This is a genomic window from Lysobacter sp. GQ73 (genome assembly GCF_059758755.1).
This window is the reverse complement of the sequence record NZ_JCAXEE010000002.1, coordinates 1,140,986-1,156,845: the sequence shown is the minus strand read 5'-3', so window position 1 is coordinate 1,156,845 and position 15,860 is coordinate 1,140,986. Positions and strand designations below refer to the sequence as shown.

The 15,860-nt window shown below is 70.6% G+C and carries 17 protein-coding genes; 7 read left to right on the top strand and 10 right to left on the bottom strand.

Annotated features, from left to right (window positions below; all coding sequences use genetic code 11):
- Positions 1 to 248: 248 nt before the first annotated feature.
- The 7 genes from AC6CH2_RS09830 to AC6CH2_RS09800 all read right to left on the bottom strand — a co-directional run bounded on the left by AC6CH2_RS09830 (position 249) and on the right by AC6CH2_RS09800 (position 5,817).
- A complete protein-coding gene (locus AC6CH2_RS09830) occupies positions 249 to 1,433 on the bottom strand; it encodes a glutathionylspermidine synthase family protein (RefSeq protein ID WP_498269068.1) in 1,185 nt (394 codons plus the stop codon).
- A 52-nt stretch (positions 1,434 to 1,485) separates the two neighbouring features.
- A complete protein-coding gene (locus tag AC6CH2_RS09825; RefSeq protein WP_498269067.1) occupies positions 1,486 to 2,079 on the bottom strand; it encodes a DUF1190 domain-containing protein in 594 nt (197 codons plus the stop codon).
- Between the two features lie 8 nt (positions 2,080 to 2,087).
- Positions 2,088 to 2,495 (bottom strand): DUF350 domain-containing protein, encoded by a 408-nt coding sequence (locus AC6CH2_RS09820; RefSeq protein ID WP_498269066.1) that lies wholly within the window; start codon positions 2,493 to 2,495, stop codon positions 2,088 to 2,090.
- A gap of 34 nt (positions 2,496 to 2,529) precedes the next feature.
- Positions 2,530 to 3,192 (bottom strand): DUF2491 family protein, encoded by a 663-nt coding sequence (locus AC6CH2_RS09815; protein WP_498269065.1) that lies wholly within the window; start codon positions 3,190 to 3,192, stop codon positions 2,530 to 2,532.
- A 22-nt stretch (positions 3,193 to 3,214) separates the two neighbouring features.
- The gene (locus AC6CH2_RS09810) at positions 3,215 to 4,264 is read right to left on the bottom strand and encodes a potassium channel family protein (protein ID WP_498269064.1); all 1,050 of its coding nucleotides are present in this window, start codon (positions 4,262 to 4,264) and stop codon (positions 3,215 to 3,217) included.
- A gap of 375 nt (positions 4,265 to 4,639) precedes the next feature.
- Positions 4,640 to 5,404: a PspA/IM30 family protein gene (locus tag AC6CH2_RS09805; protein WP_498269063.1), complete on the bottom strand. Its 765-nt coding sequence runs from the start codon at positions 5,402 to 5,404 to the stop codon at positions 4,640 to 4,642.
- Positions 5,401 to 5,817, bottom strand: coding sequence for a YjfI family protein (locus AC6CH2_RS09800; protein WP_498269062.1), 417 nt, complete (start codon positions 5,815 to 5,817; stop codon positions 5,401 to 5,403). The genes AC6CH2_RS09805 and AC6CH2_RS09800 overlap by 4 nt, the downstream gene beginning before the upstream one ends.
- A gap of 420 nt (positions 5,818 to 6,237) precedes the next feature.
- Between AC6CH2_RS09800 and AC6CH2_RS09795 the strand changes: the two genes are divergently transcribed.
- The 4 genes from AC6CH2_RS09795 to zapE all read left to right on the top strand — a co-directional run bounded on the left by AC6CH2_RS09795 (position 6,238) and on the right by zapE (position 10,807).
- Positions 6,238 to 6,753 carry a c-type cytochrome gene (locus AC6CH2_RS09795; protein WP_498269061.1) on the top strand — a complete coding sequence of 172 codons (516 nt, stop codon included), beginning with the start codon at positions 6,238 to 6,240 and terminating at the stop codon, positions 6,751 to 6,753.
- Between the two features lie 283 nt (positions 6,754 to 7,036).
- Entirely contained in the window at positions 7,037 to 8,845 is a 1,809-nt protein-coding gene (locus AC6CH2_RS09790; protein ID WP_498269116.1) for an ExeM/NucH family extracellular endonuclease, read from the top strand.
- Between the two features lie 89 nt (positions 8,846 to 8,934).
- Positions 8,935 to 9,615, top strand: coding sequence for an alpha/beta hydrolase (locus tag AC6CH2_RS09785; RefSeq protein WP_498269060.1), 681 nt, complete (start codon positions 8,935 to 8,937; stop codon positions 9,613 to 9,615).
- Between the two features lie 103 nt (positions 9,616 to 9,718).
- A complete protein-coding gene (zapE, locus tag AC6CH2_RS09780; RefSeq protein WP_498269059.1) occupies positions 9,719 to 10,807 on the top strand; it encodes a cell division protein ZapE in 1,089 nt (362 codons plus the stop codon).
- 10 nt (positions 10,808 to 10,817) lie between these two features.
- Here the strand turns inward: zapE and AC6CH2_RS09775 are convergent, their stop codons facing one another.
- Positions 10,818 to 11,132, bottom strand: coding sequence for a hypothetical protein (locus AC6CH2_RS09775; protein WP_498269058.1), 315 nt, complete (start codon positions 11,130 to 11,132; stop codon positions 10,818 to 10,820).
- Between the two features lie 122 nt (positions 11,133 to 11,254).
- Here AC6CH2_RS09775 and AC6CH2_RS09770 point away from each other — a divergent pair, with 122 nt between their 5' ends.
- From AC6CH2_RS09770 to AC6CH2_RS09760, 3 genes are all read left to right on the top strand, one after another.
- Positions 11,255 to 11,650: an HU family DNA-binding protein gene (locus tag AC6CH2_RS09770; RefSeq protein ID WP_057919768.1), complete on the top strand. Its 396-nt coding sequence runs from the start codon at positions 11,255 to 11,257 to the stop codon at positions 11,648 to 11,650.
- A 255-nt stretch (positions 11,651 to 11,905) separates the two neighbouring features.
- Complete coding sequence (locus AC6CH2_RS09765; RefSeq protein WP_435395235.1) at positions 11,906 to 12,190, top strand: hypothetical protein; 285 nt, start codon at positions 11,906 to 11,908, stop codon at positions 12,188 to 12,190.
- Between the two features lie 144 nt (positions 12,191 to 12,334).
- On the top strand, positions 12,335 to 13,141 hold the full coding sequence (locus AC6CH2_RS09760) for an aminoglycoside phosphotransferase family protein (protein WP_498269057.1): 807 nt from the start codon (positions 12,335 to 12,337) through the stop codon (positions 13,139 to 13,141).
- Positions 13,142 to 13,232: 91 nt separating this feature from the next.
- On the opposite strand, the gene AC6CH2_RS09755 is transcribed toward AC6CH2_RS09760, so the two are convergent.
- A complete protein-coding gene (locus AC6CH2_RS09755) occupies positions 13,233 to 14,624 on the bottom strand; it encodes an efflux transporter outer membrane subunit (RefSeq protein WP_498269056.1) in 1,392 nt (463 codons plus the stop codon).
- Positions 14,621 to 15,856 (bottom strand): HlyD family secretion protein, encoded by a 1,236-nt coding sequence (locus AC6CH2_RS09750; RefSeq protein ID WP_498269055.1) that lies wholly within the window; start codon positions 15,854 to 15,856, stop codon positions 14,621 to 14,623. Before AC6CH2_RS09750 ends, AC6CH2_RS09755 begins: the two co-directional genes overlap by 4 nt.
- Positions 15,857 to 15,860: the final 4 nt, after the last annotated feature.

Sequence of the window (15,860 nt, the reverse complement as noted above, 5' to 3'; positions counted from 1 at the left end):
TTTTCGGTCCATCGTAGACCCGTAGGGCGGACCGCATGGATGCGGGCCGTGCGCAAGCAGGCCATGGATGGTCTGTCTGGAGCATCCCTGCTCTACATACGGGACATCCGTGTCCCGATGAAAAACGGCCCGCATCCAGGCGGTCCGCCCTCCGGGTCTGCACTTGACCGGCAGAGCGACAAGCCAAAGCAGATCAAAATCTTGGCAACGGCAACGGCAACGGGCATCGCGGCTCGTTGCAGCTCGCGTCAGTCGACGATCGCGTGCGGCACGAAGCGCGAGCTGTCCTGGGTGATCGGGCCGACGTCTTCGCGCAAGCCGATGCCGGCGGCTTGGTCGGCGACGACCCAGCTGCCGACCAGCGGATAGTTGGCGGCGCCGGCGACATCGTCGAAACGCGGCAACGCATGATGCGCCTGACGGATCGTCGGCGCATCGCGGTAGGGGCCGTCGCTGCTGAGCCGCTCGCCGCTGGCGGTAACCAGCTCGATGTTGGCGCCTTCGCGCGAGAACAGCGGCTTGCGCACCCAGCCGGGCGGCAAAGCGATCGCCGGGGTCTCGTCGAAATGCGCTTCGAGCAGGTTCGGATGGCCGCGATGACGCTCCCACAGCAAGGGCAACACGCCCTTGTTGCTGAGGATCGCCTTCCAGGCCGGCTCGATCAGCTGCATCTGCGAAGCGGCGAGCTTGGAGCCGTATTCCTCGACGAACATCCATTCCAGCGGATACAGCTTGAACAGGGTGCGGATGACCCGGTCGTCGCCATCGGTGAACCAGCCTTCGGCGCTGATGCCGATGCCTTCGATGCTGAGCTCCAGCGTATCCACGCCGGCCTGTTCGGCGCAGTCGCGCAGATAGCGCACCGTGCCCTGGTCCTCGGCCGAGCCCTCGACCGCGGCGAAATGCACCGGCGTGGCGATGCGCTGGTCGCGCGACAGGGTCGCGAAGGTCTCGATCAACAGTTCCTGGATGCGGTTGTACTGGTCCGCACCCTGCGCCAGCACGCCGCGTTCGACGCTCTGCTCCAGCCACAGCCACTGGAAGTAGGCGGCCTCGTAGAGCGAGGTCGGCGTGTCGTAGTTGAGTTCGTAGAGCTTGGCCGGGCCGGTGCCGTCGTAGGCCAGGTCCATGCGCCCGTACAGATGCGGCTCGCGGCGGCGCCAGGAGTCGGAGATCCAGTCCCAGTACGCCGGCGGGATCGCCAGCCGGGTCAGCAGTTCGTCGGACCCGGCGACCTCGTCGACCAGGGCCATCGCCATGTCGTGCAGGTCCTGGGTCGGCTGTTCGAGGTCGTCCTCGATCTGCCTGAGGCTGAAGGCGTAGTACGCCGACTCGTCCCAGTACGGCGCACCGTCGATGGTGTGGAAATGGAAGCCCAGCGACTGGGCCTGGTCGCGCCAGTCGGGGCGCGGCGTTACCGCGATGCGTTTCATGCTGGCTGCAGTCCGCCGGGTTGGGTAACGATGGGGGTGCTGGGGACCGGCTTCAACCGCCGCGACCGCCACCGCGGCTGCTGCCGCCGAAACCGCCGCGTGCCGCGGCGCTGGAGCCGAAGCCCGAACGCGACACGGTCACCGCGCGCGCCGGCAGGGCGGTGTTGCCGTACTTGCCGTAGACGGTGCCGCTGTTGCTGCTGACGCGTTCGCCGCCGGGGCGCAGATAGCCGCCGCTGCGGTAGTCGCGATACAGCGGCGAAACGCCGCCGACGCCGTAATAGCCGCGCGGCTGCATCGCCTGCGACAGGGCGTAGCCGATCAAAAAGCCCGACATCGACGGCATGTAGCTGTGGCCGCCGCCGGTCGGGTTCTGCGGCCCGGATTGGCAGGCGCCGAACTGCTCGTTGCACTCGCGCTCGCTCTCGAAGCGCGGCGCCAGCTTTTCGTGCTCGACCAGGGCCTTGTAGTAGGCCGCCTCGCATTCGGCCGGCGCGATCTCGGTCTGCACCTTGCACTCTTCCAGCGAGGTCAGCACCTTGCCGCTGGGCTCGTCCTCGCAGCCGGTCAGCAAGGCCGGCACCGCGACGGCCATCAGCACCAGCTTGAGGTTGCGCGAGCGCTTGCTCGTGTGGGCAGGAGTCATGGCGGCGCTCACGGGGTCATGGCGGCGGCGTTGATCAGGCCGACGCTGACCGACACGCCGGCCGAGAAGATGCCGGCGGCGGTCTGGTTAAGGGTGATCTGCTGCGACAGCTTCGGCGCGACCAGGCGCGCGAGCAGGAACGCGAACAGTTGCACGATCACCGACACCGCGCCCCAGATTGCCGCGTCGATCAGGCTGACCGAGTTGGAGATCGCCGAATGCAGCGGCAGGGCCAGGCCGATCAGGGTGCCGGAGAACGCGGTCGCGGCGGCCGTGTTGCCTTCGCGGATCAGGCTCAGCTCGCGGTGCGGGGTGATCAGCAGCACGGCCACGGCCGCGGCGACCAGCACGCCGATGCCGATGCCGGCATAGGCGAGGAAGTTGAGGAAACTGTGAGCGGTGATCGGGGCGTCCATGGGAATCCTTGCGGCGTGCGGTGAGGTGGCGGGCTCAGGTGATGTCGAGATCGGCGGTGGTCAGATCCAGGCCGATCGCATAGGTCACGCAGAACTCGTTGGGGCCGTAGTCTTCGGCGGTGACCAGGAGGAATTCCTCGCGGTCCAGCTCGACCACGTCGCGCCGGTACAGCATGGCGTAATGGGTGAGGTCGTCGTCCTTGCGCGGCGGGTCGTGGCGGTACAGCACCTCGTCGTAGACCACCGGCGGCACCTTGTCGGCGGCGCCTTCGTTGCCGAATTCGCGGTACCAGGTGCGGCCGGCGTAATCGATCTGCGCCGCGCCCAGATGGCGGTGCTCGCCGATGAAGCGCTTGAACTCGGCCTGGCTGGCCGGGTTGACCGTCTCCAGGAACATGAAGGCCTTGATGCCGTCGATCTGGCCGCTGGCGGTGCTGACCTGCAGGTAGCCGTCTTCGTCGAGATAGAAGCGGTGCAGGTCGTGGCCGCCGCCCAGGTCGATGTGGCCGTAGCAGGGGATGCCCTGGTGGCCTTCGGGCAACTGCACGCTCCACGCCTGCGGATGGGCGCGGAACATCATCGTGTCGAAGGCGACCCGGCCGTTGATGCGCAGGCCCAGCGGCAACTCGTGCGCGAACGGCGCCGGCGCCGATGCGGGCGCTTTCTTGCCGCCGAATAATCCGTCCAACCAACCCATCTGCGTTCTCTTCTGCGTTCTCTCAGGTGGCCGCCAGCGATGCCCACGGCACGCGGCGGCTGTCGATGCGTGCGTCGGCAAGGTAATACAACACGCTGCCCGGCGCGATCTCGACATGATCGGCCGGATTCAGTACCGGCGCCGCGCTGCGGCCGTCGCGAAAGCCGATCCACAGCGCCGACTCGCTGCGGAACGCCCCGGCCAGCTTGCCGGCGAGGACCGGCACCGCATCGGCCGGTACCTGCAAACTGAATTGGGTCGGGCCGCCGGTCGACAGCCATTCGCCGGCGACCAGCGAGCTGCCGGCGTCCTGCACCGCGCGCGCGATCACGTCCACGTGCAGGGGCCGCGTGCATTCGACGTGCGGATAATGACTGCGCACCAGGTCGGCCACCGCGGGCGACTCGAAATGCGCGACCAGATGCGCGGCCGGGCGATGCGCCATCACCGCGAACACCGCCGCCAGCGAGCGGTCGTCGTTGTCGGCATGGACGATCACGCGGGCGGCGCCGGCGATGCCGGCGCGCACGTATTCGCCGCAATCGGCATAGGACGCCGCCGCGACGAAGCGGATCTGGTCCGGCAGCGGGTTCTCGGCCAGCCCTTCGGCGACCAGGACGATGCCCTCGTCGTCGGTATGGGTATCGGCCAGCAGCAGTTGCACCAGCCGCACCGACTCGCGTCCGTGCCAGCCGATCAGCACGGTGTGGCCTTGCATGTCTTCGTAACTCATCTTGCCCACCTGATGACGCTTCCAGAACTGCAACAGGCTCGCGCTGGTCTTGGCCAGCACCGAGGCGAACAGGGCGACCGCGCCCGGCATCACGAACAGCGCGACGACGTAGCGTCCGGCCGCGCCGCCCGGCGACAGGTCGCCGTAGCCGATCGTGCTGGCCGTGGTCATGTAGTAATAGACGAACGCGTCCCAGCCCAGCAGCTTGTCTTCGCCGGCCCAGGCCAGCAGCAGCCAGGTGCCGGTCATGTGCAGCACCAGCGCGGTCGCCACCACGCCCCAGCTGATCCGGCGCAAATGGCCGCGCAACGTGCGGTACAGCCTTCCGATCAGAATCATGGCAGCGGGTTACGTCCGTGTGGGATGGTGCGGGAGGATGCCGGGATGCCGTTGAAGCTAGCCATCCTACGCATGCATGGATGACCGGCCCAATGCCGGCAGCCTTCAGTCGTCGTCCCCGCGCAGGCGGGGATCCAGCGGATTTTCGTGCGAGAACGCCCGGGGTCTGTGCGGCCTGCCGGGGCGCACAGCGCCCTGGCGCTCATGGATGCGCGAGCCGGTGGCCCGCACAAGCCGCATCCGTTCGCCCCCGCTTTCGCGGGGATGACGAGCAAAACCGGAGCCATCGAGCTTTCGCGACCGGCGACTGACAGACTCGGCGCACCGGACGACCGCCGACGGCGAACGCACGCCGCCGGCCGCCGCGCAACCGGCTCAGTTCTTGCGTTCGACGTGCTCGGCGTCCTTCACTTCCACCGCCGGCAGCGACAGCGGCTCGTGGCTGAGCTGCTGCACCGGCTTCTCGCGGAAACGCTCGAGGATGTTGTCGACACTGGTCGATTCCGGCAGCAAGCCGGCGTTGGCCAGCTTGGCGTTGAGATCGCCGTCGCCGCTTTCGGCTTCGAGCTGGGCCGCCGCCTGCAGGCGCGCGCCGCGCTCGGCCTGGCGGGTCTGGATGCGTTCCAGCGAGTCCAGCGCGGTGGTGACCTTGCCGGTGGCGCCGGAGTGGCGCGCGGCGACCGCGGTCTGGGCGCGCTGCACCGCCTCGGTGGCCTTGACCGTGTCGACCTGCTGCTTGACCCGGGCCAGCTTGCGCTCGGTCGCGGTGATCGCGGTCTTGAGCTGGCTGATGCTGGCGTCGTAGCTGGCGATGGCCTGCTCGTCGTTCTTGAGGTCGGTCTCGACCGTGGCCAGGCGCTCGGCCACTTCGCGCGCGAGCGCTTCGTCGCCTTTGCGCAGGGCGCCGGCGATGTAGGTCTCGTACTCGGCCTTCTTGGCGAAGCGGTCCTTGCTGCGGTTGGCCTGCAGCTGGCGCTGGGCCATGACCTTGGTCAGCTCTTCCTTCGAGCGGATCAGCTCGTTGCCGGCGTCGCGGATTTCCTGGTCGAGGATCTTGAGCGCGTTGGCGTCGACCACGGCCTGACCGGCCTCGTGGGCGGTGCCGCGGAACAGGGTCAGGATTTTCTGCAACAGGCTCATGCGGTCACCAGATAGGACTTGAGGGCTTCCACCGCATCGATCGCGTTGTCGGCCAGGGTGCGGATTTCGAGTTCGATCTGCTCGGCGGTGGAATCGGGCGCCATCTCGCCGAAGACGATGTAGACATCGCGCTCGTTGATCGTGGTCAAACCGAGGTTGGACAGCGGGTTGACCGGGTTCAGGCGCAGGCAGGCTTCGTTGAAGCCGGCCGCGTCGGCGACCTGGGCGGCCTCGACCAGCGGAGTGGACACGAAGATCTCGCGGTCGGTCAGGGCGATGGTGACGCCCAGATCGCCGCTGTCGGGCAGGGTCACCTGGATCGCGCCGTCGGCGGTCGGCACTTCTTCGACGTTTTCGCCACCGAACGCGGCGGCCAGTCGGGTCAACAGTTCTTGCGTAGTCCAGCGGGACATTGGGGCGGTCCTTGAAGGTGAAAGCGGCGCGGAAGGTAAGGCTTGCGCGGGGAGCGTCCGGTCGCGGGCGACGAGGGAGGCGGGCGGCTGCCCGTCCCTGGCCCAGCGATCATCGTCCGTGACCGTGCTCGAGGATCGTGCAGGTTATAGGGGCGAGCGGTGACCGGCGCAAGGCGCACAGGTCCCGACCGGCGCTCCGGCGACGTTACTGGGGCGCACGGCAAGCCCGCGCGGCCCGGAGTGAGATAAACTGTCCGGCGGAACTACCCGACCGGCATTCCCGGCCCGCGGCCCTGCATTCGATGGCAGAAGGCCGGCGGGGTCGTCTCGGCGGGTCCCGTGCAGCGGCCGCGCCGATCCCCGGTGCGGCCACGTCGATGGCATTAGTGCACCCGAACGGGGGCACGCAATAGGTGGATCGTGCGCAATTACGACCTCGAATTCCTGAAGAAATTCTCGATGGTGATCGGCTTTCTGATGCTGGTGACCCTCGGCCTGATGATCGCGGCCTACTTCGTCCACCACCAGTTGCCGCAGGAAGTCGACCCCAAGGCGGCCAAGCGCACCGAGAACCGCATCGGTCCGGTCGGCGCGGTCTACGCCGGCGCGACCGGCGCCGCCTCGCAGCAGGCCGCGGTCGCCGCGGCGGCGGCCAAGGCCGCCTCGCAGGTCGCCTACGGCGGCACCCTGGACGGCAAGGTCGTCTTCGACAGCCTGTGCGCGGGCTGCCACAAGTCCGGCGCCGGCGGCGCCCCGACGATGGACGCGGCGCACTGGTCGGCGCGCATCGCCCAAGGCAAGGAGACCCTGCACAAGCACGCGATCGAGGGCTATACCGGCAGCGCCGGCATCATGCCGCCGAAGGGCGGCAACCCGGCCCTGACCAACGAGCAGGTCGCCGCGACCGTCGACTGGATGCTCGAAAACATCAAGTAAGCCGCGCTCGCGCAGGGTCGCCAAACGCCGCCTCTGGGCGGCGTTTGTATTTGAGGACCGACCGCCGCCCCCGGGCGGCGTCTGTACTTGAGGACCGACCGCCGCCTCCGGGCGGCGACTGCATTTGCGGACCACGCCGCCGCTCCGCGCGGCGTCTGGATTGGCGGTCCGGGCGCGCCGGCCTCGAAGGAAGACTGCGGCAAAGGCTTCGGCCCGATGGCACGCGACGCGACGCCGGCGCGCTGTCGATAATGACCGCTCCGCCGCCGCCGAGCCCGCCATGATGCGATTCCGCCCCGCCCTCGCCTTCGCGCCCTGCCTGCTGCTGGCGGCCTGTGCGAGCGCGCCGCATGCCCAGCGCGGCGCCGGCCCGCTCGCGATCGGCGAGGTCGCGATCGGTAAGGTCCGGGGCGCGGCCGCAGCCAGCCCCTGGCTGGGTCGCGAGGCGACCGTCGAGGGCATCGTCACCGCCGCCCTGCCGGGCGCCGACGGCGCGCCCGGCTGGCTGATCCAGGACGGCGGCGACGGCGATGCCGCCACCCCCGACGCGATCTGGGTGACCGACGCGGCGCTGTCCTCGCTGACGCCCCCGCCGGCGCCCGGGCAAGCGCTGCGCGTCAGTGGACGCGTCTACGAGGGCGCGCTCGACAAACAGGGGCGGCTCACCGCCATCGCGGCCGAACGCATCGAGCCGCTCTCGCGCCGCAGGGTCATGCGCATGCCGGCCGCGGTGGCGATCGAACGGGCGCCGGACTGGCGCCGCCTCGAAGGCATGCGGGTGCGCATCGCCGCGCCGCTGACCCTGGCCGATCGCGACACCGAGCGCGGCACCGTCACCGCGTCCTTCGACGGCCCGATGTGGCAGCCCGGCGAACGCGCCGTGCCCGGCAGCGAGGCCGCGCGCGCGATCGCCGCCGACAACCGTCGCCGCCGCCTCGTGCTCGGCGGCGACGCGAGCACCCTGACCGCAGCCGCGCTCGAGGCCCGCAGCGGCAGCCGTATCGAGGCGGCCGAAGGCGTGGCGGTGCCGATCGACGGCCGCCCCGGCCTGCGCCTGAGCGCGGCGCCGACCGTGCAGGCCGCGCCGCGTCCGCAGCCGCCGCGGGTCGCCGGCGACCTGCGCATCGCCGCCTTCAACCTGGAGAACCTGTTCAACGGCGACGGCCGCGGCGCAGGCTTTCCAACCCCGCGCGGCGCACGCACGCCGGCCGAGTACCGGGCGCAACTGGCCAAGCTCGTCGCCACCATCCAGGCCCTCGACCCCGACATCGCCGCCTTGATGGAGCTCGAGAACGACGGCTACGGCCCCGAGTCGACCCTGGCCGAACTGGTCGGCGCGCTCGACCGCGCCGACGCCGCCCGTGGCGGCGCCCAGGACTGGCGCTACGCCGCACCGTGCACGCAACCCTGCGCCGCGCAACAGCGCGGGCCGGGCGACGATGCGATCCGGGTCGGCTTCGTCTATCGCGGCTCGCGGGTGGCCGCGCGCGGCCTCGCCGCGACCCTCGAACAAGGGCCGTTCGGCTCGCTCGCACGCGTGCCGATGGCGCAGGCCTTCGCCGCGATCGGGCGCGACCGCGCCTCCGGGCCGGTGTTCGTGGTGGTCGCCAACCACTTCAAATCCAAGGGCTGCGGCAAGAACGCGGCCGGCGCCGACCGCGACCAGGGCGACGGCGCCTCGTGCTGGAACGCCTCGCGCAGCGACTCGGCGCGGCGCCTCGACGCCTGGCTCAAGACCGACCCGACCGCGAGCGGCAGCGCGCTGAGCATGATCGTCGGCGACCTCAACGCGTATGCGCAGGAGCAACCGCTGCGCGAGTTGTACGCGGCCGGCTGGCAGGACGCGTTCGCGGCGGCCGGGGTCGAGGCACCGTACAGCTATGTCTATCAGGGCGAACGCGGCCGCCTCGATCACGCGCTGCTGTCGCCGGCCCTGGCCGCGCGCCTGCGCGGCGCCGCCGAGTGGCACAGCAACGCCGACGAACCCGAGAGCGCCGGCTATCGCGCCGGCAGCGGCATCGGCCACGCCGGTCCGTGGCGCAGCTCCGATCACGACCCTTTGCTGCTCGGCTTCGAGCTGATGCCGCGCTGAGCGCGCACCGTTGAGCCGGCGACACCGCGCAGGCGAAGCCGCACACATGGCCGTAACACCCCGCTCGCGGCGGCCCGTATCATGAGCGCATGAGCATTCCCGCCTTTCCCAGCGACGCCTCCACGACGCTGACCCTGCCGGGTCCGGCCGGGGCGATCGAGATGATCGTCGAGGCCGCCGAGACTTCGCCGCGGCCGGTCGTGGCGATCGTCTGCCATCCGCTGCCGACCGAAGGCGGCACCATGCACAACAAGGTCGTGACCATGGCCGCGCGCGCCCTGCGCGAGTCCGGCGCGGCCACGGTGCGTTTCAACTTCCGCGGCGTCGGCGGTTCCGAAGGCGAGTTCGACGAGGGCGAAGGCGAATGCGAGGACCTACGCGCGGTCGCCGCCTGGGTGCGCGCGACCCGTCCGGACGCGCAGCTGTGGCTGGCCGGTTTCAGTTTCGGCGCCTACGTTTCGCTGCGCATGGCCGACGAACTGCAGCCCAAGCTGCTGATCTCGATCGCGCCGCCGGCCGGCCGCTGGGACTTCGACCGCATCGCCCCGCCGAGCGGTTATCCCTGGCTGGTGATCCAGGGCGAAGCCGACGAAATCGTCGATCCCAACGCGGTCTACGCCTGGATCGAAAGCCTGCGCCAGCCGCCCGAACTGGTGCGCATGCCCGATACCGGGCACTTCTTCCACCGCCGCCTGATCGACCTGCGCGGTGCGATCAAGCACGGCGTGCGCGCCCACCTGCCGCCGGAAATCGCCCCGGACCCGTCCTGAGAACCATGTCGATGCTGCCACTAGCCCTCAACGCCGGGCGGCCCGGCTGCGCCTCGCGCTTGCGCGCGGCGCCGCGCCGCGACCGGCGGACGCGACGTTCGCGATGACCGGCAAGACCCCTTCCCAGGCCTATGCCGAAGGCGTCGCGCGCGGCGACTGGAGCGAGGACCCGGCGCAGCGCCCGGCCCTGCGCGAACTCGACCGCATCCATGCCGGCGTGCTCGACCCGCCGTCGCAGGGCCTGTTCGATCGCCTGCGCGGCAAGCCGCGCGAAGGCGTGCGCGGGCTGTACCTGTGGGGCGGCGTCGGCCGCGGCAAGACCTTCCTGATCGACCTGTTCTACGAGCAGTTGCCGATCCGCGAGAAGCGCCGCACCCATTTCCACCGCTTCATGCGCGAGGTCCACGCGCAGTTGCGCGCCCACGCCGGCGAGAGCGACCCGCTGGCGAAGATCGCCCGGCAGTGGCGTTCGGAGCTGCGGGTGCTGGTGCTGGACGAGTTCTTCGTCATCGACATCGGCGATGCGATGCTGCTCGGGCGCCTGCTCGACCGGCTGTTCGCCGAGGGCGTGACCCTGGTGACGACCTCCAACACCGCGCCGCCGAACCTGTACGCCGACGGCCTGCAACGCGAGCGTTTCAAGCCCGCGATCGAACTGATCGAGCGCCACTGCGAGGTGCTGCTGCTCGACAGCCAGCAGGACTACCGCCTGCGCGCGCTGACCCGCTCGCCGGTGTACCGCGCCCCGCTCGACGCCGAATCCGACGCCTGGCTGCGCGGCCGCTGGAAGGAACTGACCGCGGCCTGCATCGCCGAGGCCGGCCCACTGCGCATCGACGGCCGCGACATCCCGGTGCGCGCGCTGGCCGACGGCCACGCCTGGTTCGACTTCGCCGCCCTGTGCGAAGGCCCGCGCGCGGCCGGCGACTATATCGAGATCGCGACCGAATGCCACACCGTGCTGGTCGGCGGCATCCCGCTGTTCGACGGCCGCAACGACGACCCGGCGCGGCGTTTCATCAACCTGATCGACGAGTTCTACGACCGCCACGTCAACCTGGTCTGCACCGCGGCCGACGCGCCGACCGGACTGTATCGCGGCCATCGCCTCGGCGGCGCCTTCGAGCGCACCGCCTCGCGCCTGATCGAAATGCAGTCGGCCGAGTACCTGGCGCTCGAACACCGGGGCTGAGCCGGCGGCGTTACCGCGGCGGCACCGGCGCCGGCACATTGCCGTCGCCGCTACGGCTGCGCAAATCGCACGCGCGGGCCGCCGGCAACCGCACGGCGACTGAACCGCATTGCGACATCGCGACGACGGCGCCGGATGGCGTCACAGATTCGCGCCGCGCTTCGCGCAAACCGTCGCTGCGATGCCGCAGGAACCCGTTCGAGCCGTATTTTCCAGCGGTTTTCGCCGAAAGCGACGAGCGGCGCGAAACATCGCGGCGCGCGCAAAACCCCTCATTCGCAAGGGATTTTGTCGCATCCGCGCCGGCCGTCCGGGGCGCACGCACGAAAAACAGCCGCTATTCGCGTCGAAAACTCTTGGCGGCGCGTCGGGCTTGCCCTACATTCCGCCTTGCCGAGGGGTTATCCAGGCAACCCATCCATTCAACGAGTGCTACCGGAAAAAACTATGGCTACGAAAAAAACCGCTGCAAAGAAGAAGGCCGCTCCGAAGGCCGCTGCGAAGTCCGCCGCCAAGACGGCCGCTCCGAAGCCGATCAAGGAAGTGCTGAGCAAGTCGGGCCTGGTCGCGCACCTGGCTGAAGTCACCGGTGTCGTCGCCAAGGACATCCGCGCCGTGCTCGGCGCGCTCGAAGGCGCGGTCCACGCGTCGGTCAACAAGAAGGGCGCGGGCGCTTTCACCCTGCCGGGCCTGCTGAAGATCACCGCCGTCAGCGTGCCGGCCAAGCCGAAGCGCAAGGGCATCAACCCGTTCACCAAGGAAGAGCAGTGGTTCGCCGCCAAGCCGGCCACGGTGAAGGTCAAGGTCCGTCCGCTGAAGAAGCTGAAGGACGCTGCGGCCTGATGCCGCCGGATGCGGCGTGCCCTGGGCCGCCGCATCGCGTACTGCCAACGCCGCCTCCGGGCGGCGTTTTTCATGGGCACCGCCGCGTGTCCGGGCGAACGCCGGACCGCCCCGGCAGACTTCGCCGACCGATCCGCCGCGCGGCGCCCGCCTCAGGCTGAATGCGACAGCTTGCAGCGCACGGGGCTCCGCGCAACGCAGTGCCGGACACGGTCGCGCATGGCATAGTGCGCGCAATCGCAATGGAGCCTTGTCGTGGACCCGATCAGCCTGGAAGAGCTGGCCTTGCTTAATGTGCTACAGCGCATCGACCAAGGTCATCCGCCCGAAAACCATTCCGGCGCGCTGCGCGATCGGCTGGTCGAATCCGGCTTGGCCGAGATCGGCGAAGGCGACGAAGTTCACCTCACCGATGCCGGCATCGAGCGCTGCAAATCGCTGCGCCACCGCGTCGCCGCCGACGCCGAAGCGGCATTGGTGCTGAAGGAGCGAGAAGAGGCGGCGGCGCAGGACGTCGAGACCACGGCCGAGGCGAAGTAGGCCCGGCGCTCGTTCGCCCCGCGCGCGAGGACTTTACCCTTCCTGCTGTTTCGCGGCCGGCGCCGGCCCGCCGCGGCGTGGGCGCTTGCATCGACCGCGCCGGTCCCGATATCGGCATGGACGCCGATCACGCCCGGGTGACGCATGACCCCGTTCGACCTGCATATCGCCCGATGGACCCTGGTCCCCGACGGCGCCCCGATCCACACCCACAGCAGCGACCTGTTGCCGGTGCGCTATCGCGACACGCCGGCGATGCTGAAGATCCCGCGCGAACCCGAGGAGCGCTACGGCGCGGCGATGATGCGCTGGTGGGACGGCGACGGCGCCGCCCGCGTGCTCGCCTGGGACGACGATGCGCTGCTGATCGAACGCGCCTGCGGGCCGCGCTCGCTCAAGCAGATGGCCCGCCACGGCGACGACGACGAGGCCACCCGCATCCTGTGCACGACCGCCGCGCGCCTGCACGCCCCGCGCGCGACCCCGTCCCCGCCGAACCTGCTCGGCCTGCAGCCGTGGTTCGCCGAACTGGAACCGTATGCGAACAGCCACGGCGGCCCGTTCGCGCTGGCCTGGGACAACGCCTGCGTGCTGTTGGCCGAACCGCGCGAGGTCGTGCCGCTGCACGGCGACCTGCATCACGAGAACGTGCTCGACGCCGGCGAACGCGGCTGGATCGCGATCGACCCCAAGCGCCTGATCGGCGAACGCGGTTTCGATTTCGCCTGCCTGTTCACCGATCCCGACGAAGCCACCGCCCTGGTGCCGGGCCGGCTCGCGCGCCGCGCCGACCTGGTCGCGCAGACCGCCGGGCTGGAGCGGCGCCGCCTGCTGCAGTGGATCGTCGCCTTCACCGGCCTGTCCGCAGCCTGGTATCTGATGGACGGGGAATCGCCGGACAAGGAGATCGCGGTGATCGAACTGGCGAACGCGGAGTTGCTGCGGGGTTGAGGCCACTGCGGCTGACGGCCGGCCGGGCAGGGCGACCGCACCGGCGCCAGCCACTGCGATCAGCTCGGCTGACCGGCAAACACCGGCTTCCTCAGCGCTCCACCCCGTCCCAGCCGCCGCCGAGCGCCTTGTACAGATTGACCTCGGCGGTCAGCGCGTCGCCCTGCAGTTGCGCGACCGTCAGCTCGGCGTTGAACAGGTTGCGTTGCGCGTCCAACTCTTCCAGGTACGAGGCGTAGCCTTCGTTGTAGCGGTTGTGGGCGATGCGCAGCGCTTCGTCGAGAGCGATGCGCTGTCGCTCGGCCTGATCGCGCTGTTCGTGCAAGCGACGGATCGCGGCCAAGGCGTCCTCGACTTCGGCGAACGCGGTCAGCACGGTCTTGCGGTAACCGAGCGCGGCCTGGTCGCGGCGCGCGGCGCCGGCCTGCACTTGCGCGCGCAAACGCCCGCCGTTGAACAGCGGCGCCAGCACGCTGCCGCCGACGCTCCACAGCCGGATCGGGTCGCCATGCAGCAGGCTCGATTCCAGGCTGCCGAGCGTGCCGGTCAGGCGCAACGAGGGCAGCAGCTGCGCACGCGCAGCCGCGAGACTGGCGTCGGCCGCGGCGATCTGCGCCTCGCCCTGGGCGATGTCGGGACGGCGGCGCAGCAGTTGCGAGGGCACGCCCGCCGACGGCAACGGCGGCGCGACGATCTCGCTCAGCGCGCGGCCGCGCGGCACCGCGTCGGGCGCGCGGCCGAGCAGCACCGACAAGGCGTCCTCCTGGCGCCGGATCGCCAGTTGCAGCTGCGGCACGACCTGGGCGGTGGCGCGGTATTCGGCCTCGGCCTGGCTCAGTTCCAGGCGCGAGCTGTAGCCGGTGTCGAATCGGCGTTGGGCGACCTTGCGCGCGCCGGCGCGCGAGGCCAGGGTGCGCTGCGCGATATCGAGCCGCGCATCGCTCGCGCGCAGCCCCAGATAGGCCGAGGCGACCGCCGCGGCGACACTGAGCCGCACGCTGTCGGCAGCGGTCTCGCTGGCGAGCAGGTTGGCGCGGGCGGCGTCGGTCAGCGCGTCCAGCCGGCCCCACAGGTCGACCTCATACGCCGCCTGGAACTGCGGCTGGGTCACGCTGGAGAGGTTGGCGCGGCCGGTCGCGGCGCCGACGCTGCGCGCGCGTTGCGCGCTCACCGTGGCGTCCAGAGTCGGCCAGAGCAGCGCGCCTTGCGCGTCGAGCAGGGCACGCGCTTCGGCCACGCGCGCGGCGGCCAGACGCAGGTCGGTGTTGTCGGCGAGCGCGCGTTCGACCAGTTCGGCGAGCACCGGATCGTTGTAGCCGCGCCACCAGTCGCGTTGCACGGCGAGGCCGGCGCCCGGTGCATCGCGCCAGCCCGGCGGCGGCTCGGCGAAGCTCGGCGGCGGCGGGACGCTGACGCAAGCGGCGAGCGTACAGATCGCCAGGGCGATCGCGCCGATGCGCCGGATGACGAGGGCCCCGCTCATCGTGCCGCGTCCCTGTCGTTGTTGTCGTCGCCCTGCGACTCGGCCGCGGCGGGCCGAGGCTGCGGACGATCGGGTGCGCCGCGCGCCGGCTCCGCTACCACCGCATCCGCGACCACCGGCACCGTCGCATCGCGCGCCGCGCTAGCCGCCGCGGCCTGTTCGGCGCGGCGCACCGCGGCTTCGTCGACCTCGCTCGCGGTATCGACCGTGGCCTCGACCGACATGCCGGGACGCAGGCGGGCCGCCATCGGCTGCTCCGGATCGATCGCGATGCGCACCGGCAGCCGCTGCGCGACCTTGGTGAAGTTGCCGGTGGCGTTGTCGGTCTTGAGCACGCTGAATTCCGAACCGGTCGCGGGCGACAGGCGCTCGACCCGGCCGCGCAGCACCGCACCGTCGAGCGCATCGACGCGGAAGCTCGCGGCCTGTCCGGCGCGGATGCGCGCGGTCTGCGATTCCTTGAAGTTGGCGACCACCCAGACCCGTTGCGGCACCAGCTGCATCAGCTGGGTGCCGGGGGTGACGTACTGGCCCAGGCGCACGCCGATCTCGCCGAGCTGGCCGGCCTGCGGCGCGTGGATGCGGGTATTGGCCAGGTCGATCTCGGCCAGGCGCACCGCGGCCTGGGCGTTGGCGACCGCGGCGGTCAGCGCCTCGCGGTTGACGATCACCGAGCGCACGTCCTCGTCGGCGGAGCGGCGCCCGGCCTGGGCCTGGCCGAGCGCGGCCTCGGCCTGGCGCAACGCGGCCAGGGTCTGGTCGCGTTCGCGCAACGACAGCGAGCCGTCGCCGACCAGGGCGCTGGCGCGGCGCATGTCGGCCTGGGCGCGGGCGAGATTCGCCTGCGCCGCCTTGAGCTGGGCCTCGACATTGGCGACCGCGGCCTCGCGCACGCGCCGGGCCTGGGTCGAGTTGGCCAGGTTGGCCTGCTGGGCGGCGAGATTGGCGCGCGCCTGGTCCAGGCGCTGGCGGTAGTTGCGGTCGTCGAGTTCGACCAGCACCTGCCCGGCGCGCACTTGCATATAGTCCTGCACCCGCACCTGGGCGACGTAGCCGTCGACCTTCGGCGCGATCACGGTGACGCTGCCGCGCACGTAGGCATTCTCGGTGGTCTGGCGCGCGCTCGTGAACGGCCATAGCCGCCAGGCGTAGAGGATCAGCAGCACGCCGACGATGGCGATCGCGACGACCGGCACGGTGGCCTTGGATTTGAAGGGCGTCTTCAGCGGCATGGGG